This is a genomic window from Caulobacter sp. 10L414 (assembly GCF_056395525.1).
In genome coordinates this window covers 1-3,913 of the sequence record NZ_JBFTJR010000118.1, presented here as the reverse complement: position 1 = coordinate 3,913, position 3,913 = coordinate 1, and the positions used below count along the sequence as shown (strand labels likewise).

The following is a 3,913-nucleotide window of genomic DNA, read 5'->3' as shown; positions in this document are numbered from 1 at the left end:
CCCCCAGAGGGGGAGCATCTGACGCCCCCCTACTGCGGCCTTTGCATCAGCCGCTCGGCGCGGCGGCGCATGGCGGCGGCCAGTTGCAGCAGGGCCAGGGCCGAGGCCTCGTCGCGCTCGGCCGCGCGCATCGAGTAGACGCGGGCCAGCACCAGCAGCGCCTCGGCGCGATCCAGCCCCTCGGCGCCGAACATCTCGGCGATGGAGTTGTCGAGCTCGGCCAGCTGATCGTCGGTCAGCAGGTTCAGCAGGTCGTCGTCGGTCAGGTCTTCGGGCGTGGTGCTCATGTCCGCGCACCATAGCGGGAATCGTGGCGTCCAGGCGACCTGTCGATGAACGAAGCGCCGTTCACACGGACGAGCAAAGCGCCTAGGCTCGCGCCATGGACCGTCACGCTTCACTCGCAGCCATGTCCTCCATCGGCCGTCGCGGCCTCTATCGCGAGGTCGAGCCGTTCTCCTTCGGCTGGCTGCCCACCGGAAGCGCCCACGAGATCTATTACGAGGAATGCGGCGCGCCGCGCGGCAAGCCGGCGGTGATCCTGCACGGCGGCCCGGGCGGGGCGATCAACCCGACCATGCGGCGGTTCTTCGACCCGTCGCGCTGGCGCATGACCCTGTTCGACCAGCGCGGCTGCGGCCGCTCGCGGCCCAACGCCAGCCTCGACGACAACACCACCTGGAGCCTGATCGCCGACATCGAGCGGTTGCGCGAGCATCTAGGGATCGAGAAGTGGACCGTGTTCGGCGGCTCCTGGGGTTCGACCCTGGCCCTGGCCTACGCCATCAAGCATCCCGACCGGGTCGAGGGCCTGGTGCTGCGCGGCGTCTTCCTGCTGACCCGGAAGGAGCTGGCCTGGTTCTACCAGGACGGCGCCTCGATGCTGTTCCCCGACGCCTGGGAACGGTTCCTGGCCCCGATCCCGGTCGAGGAGCGCGGCGACCTGATGGCCGCCTATCACAGGCGCCTCGTCCATCCCGACCGCCGCGTCCAGGCCGAGGCCGCCAACGCCTGGAGCCAGTGGGAGGGCGACACCATCTCGCTGCGCGGCCCCGAGGCCCGGCCGCCGAAGTTCAACGAGGAAGACTTCGCCATCGCCTTCGCGCGGATCGAGAGCCACTTCTTCGTCAACGACGGCTTCTTCCCCGAGGACGGCTGGATCCTCAACAACATCGACACGATCCGGCATATCCCGGCCTGGATCGTCCAGGGCCGCTTCGACGTGGTCACGCCCCTGGCCAGCGCCTGGGCCCTGCACCGCGCCTGGCCCTCGGCCCATTTCGAGATCGTCTGGGACGCCGGCCACGCCTCGACCGAACCCGGCGTCATCGACGGCCTGATCCGCGCCACCGAGGCGGCGTACGGACGCTAGGCCGCCTCGCCGATCAGCTCGCACACGTCGATCGCCTTGCAGCCGGCCGCAGCGGCCGCCTGCAAGCCCTGGATGCTGTCCTCGAACACCAGGCAGTCCTCCGGCGCCACGCCCAGCCGGCGCGCGGCTTCCAGGAAGAGGTCCGGGGCCGGCTTGGCCGCCGCCACGTCCTCGACCGTGACGATGGCGTCGAACAATACGTCCAGTCCGCGCGACTTCAGGCTCAGCCGCACGAAGTCGGACGGACCGCTGGAGGCCACCGCCATGGGCAGGCGGCCGTGGAACTGGCGGGCGATGGCGGTGACGGCCTCGATCTCGGCCAGGCTGTCGATCCCGGCGCTGTAGGCGGCCCAGACCGCCTTCATCACCTGCCCCCGGTCCAGCGTCTGGCCGACCTCCCGCTCGAAGGCGTCCATCAGCATGTCGCCGGAAAAGCCGCCCCGCTCCAGGTACCAGGACGCCTCCATCGCATGCCCCGTGGACCTCAGGCCCGCCGGCCAGGCGACGGCGTAGAGGCCCAGGCTGTCGACCAGGGTGCCGTCGCAATCGAAGATCAGGGCCTTGGTGTCGGGGAAACGCGCGTTGATCACTGGATGTCCCGGTTGCGGCCGCGCGGGGAGGAGCGCGGCGCTTCTGGCGCGCGTCTATAGACGAGTCTTGCGGCGCCGTTGCGGCGCTGCGTCACCCGCGCAGCTGATGCCCGCGCCGGCGGATCGCCAGGCTCTCCCAGCCGCCGACCAGCACCAGCACGCCGGTGGTCAGCAGCGACAGCACGAGCGGCGAGACCAGCGGCGAGACGGGGACCAGCAGCAGCAGGGCCGCCATGCCCGCCCCGCGCGACGGCGACCAGATGCGGAACACCGCTCGCTTGAACAGCACACCGCCCAGCAGGAACAGCAGCGGCCCGCCGATCAGCGCGGCCGAGATCTTGGGGTCGGCGTGGCCCACCGGATGGTGGATCACCCACTCGTCGCCGACGGCGGCCACGATGATCCCCGCCACCGGCAGGAGGTGGCTGTAGGTGTAGGCGATGCGCGCCACCCGGCCAGGATCGTCCGAATGGCTGATCGCCTGGCTGGCGGCCTCGGCGGTGAACGAGAAATAGATCCACCACATGGCGATGCTGGCGGCGAACGACGAGGCGAACGAGATCGCCACCACGGGCGTCCACTCCAGCCCCGCGGCGGTGGCGCCCATCACCAGGATCGACTCGCCCAGGGCGATAATCGTGAACAGGGCGCAGCGCTCGGCCAGATGCGCGCCCTCCACCGTCCAGTCGGCGGTCTTGCTGCGGCCAAGGCCCGGCGTCCAGAAGCCGGCGGCCGGCGAGGCGTACTCGATGGCGATGGCGGCGGCCCAGCAGGCCAGCCGCGCCTCGTCGTGCAGCAGGCCGCCGCTGATCCACAGCACGCCCGACACCGACAGCCAGGCGGTGATGCGCAGGAAGTTCAGCCGCAGCCCGCGGTCGTGACGCACGCTCCAGGCCGTGAACAGGCTGCGCCCCACCTGGATGCCCACATAGGCCAGGGCGAACAGCAGGCCCCGGCCCTCGAAGGCGGTGGGGATCGACATGGTCATCACCATGCCCGCGGCCATCACCAGGAACAGCATGATCTGGACGGGCGGCCGCTCGGGATCCAGCCAGTTGGTGACCCACGCGGTGTAGATCCAGGCCCACCAGACGGCCATCAGCAGCAGGCCGGTCTCGAGCAGGCCCATCAGGCTGGGGTGGCCGATCAGCCCGTGCGACAGCTGGGTGATCGCGAACACGAACACCAGGTCGAAGAACAGCTCCACATAGGTCACCCGCGCGTGGCCGCCCTCGCGGATCCGCAGCAGGCCGCCGCCCCTGGTCTTGCTCATGATCGCTCACGCCTTTCCGCCCGGAATCGAACCTCAGCCTAGAACGAATCCCCGGCTCGAACGCTATGTGGACATGAAGCCGCTCGACCTCTTGAAGACACGGGCCGCCATCGTCGGCCTCCCCGTCGCCCTGACCCTCGGCGCGATCGCCGGCGTCGCCATGCAGATCGGCCCGCAGGAGCCCGAGCCCCAGCCCTTCGCCGAGGCCCACGGCAGCCAGTACGCCGAGGCCGCGCCCATGGTCTGGCCCGCCGGCAAGGTTCCCGACTACGTCATCGGCCAGGATTTCCTGCGCCCGCCGGTCGACGAGGCCCCGGTCGTGCTGAGCTCGGCCGACATGGCGCAGATGGGCCTGATCGAACCCGCCAGCTACGAGCCCGAACCGACGGACGCCGACATCGTCTCGGCCTCGGGCGCCACCACCGCGATGCTCGACGACCAGCCGACCGCCCCCACCGAACCCGCCGACGCCCCGCGACGCAGCTTCGCCTCGACCTCGGGCGACATCCTCGACACGCGCTTGCCGGAAGAGGTGGTGGCCGGCCCGCCGGCGCAGCCCCCGGTCCCGACCGAAGTGGCGCTGCGCTACTAAACCGCTTCGCGGCCCCCTCAGTCGCTCCGCGACAGCTCCCCCAGAGGGGGAGCATCTTGGCGCTTCAAATCCTCCCCCTCTGGGGG

The 3,913-nt window shown here is 70.5% G+C and carries 5 protein-coding genes; 2 read left to right on the top strand and 3 right to left on the bottom strand.

Annotation, left to right across the window (positions count from 1 at the left end; translation table 11 throughout):
• Nucleotides 1-29: 29 nt before the first annotated feature.
• On the bottom strand, nucleotides 30-287 hold the full coding sequence (locus AC1DCG_RS24900; RefSeq protein WP_101716585.1) for a low temperature requirement protein A: 258 nt from the start codon (nucleotides 285-287) through the stop codon (nucleotides 30-32).
• A gap of 95 nt (nucleotides 288-382) precedes the next feature.
• Between AC1DCG_RS24900 and pip the strand changes: the two genes are divergently transcribed.
• Complete coding sequence (pip, locus tag AC1DCG_RS24895; protein ID WP_477031226.1) at nucleotides 383-1,372, top strand: prolyl aminopeptidase; 990 nt, start codon at nucleotides 383-385, stop codon at nucleotides 1,370-1,372.
• On the opposite strand, the gene AC1DCG_RS24890 is transcribed toward pip, so the two are convergent.
• Nucleotides 1,369-1,962, bottom strand: a complete 594-nt coding sequence (locus tag AC1DCG_RS24890; protein WP_477031225.1) for an HAD family hydrolase — start codon at nucleotides 1,960-1,962, stop codon at nucleotides 1,369-1,371. The genes pip and AC1DCG_RS24890 overlap by 4 nt on opposite strands.
• Nucleotides 1,963-2,053: 91 nt before the next feature.
• Nucleotides 2,054-3,235, bottom strand: a complete 1,182-nt coding sequence (locus AC1DCG_RS24885; RefSeq protein WP_477037283.1) for a low temperature requirement protein A — start codon at nucleotides 3,233-3,235, stop codon at nucleotides 2,054-2,056.
• A gap of 73 nt (nucleotides 3,236-3,308) precedes the next feature.
• Between AC1DCG_RS24885 and AC1DCG_RS24880 the strand changes: the two genes are divergently transcribed.
• Nucleotides 3,309-3,827: a hypothetical protein gene (locus AC1DCG_RS24880; protein WP_477031223.1), complete on the top strand. Its 519-nt coding sequence runs from the start codon at nucleotides 3,309-3,311 to the stop codon at nucleotides 3,825-3,827.
• Nucleotides 3,828-3,913 lie beyond the last annotated feature (86 nt).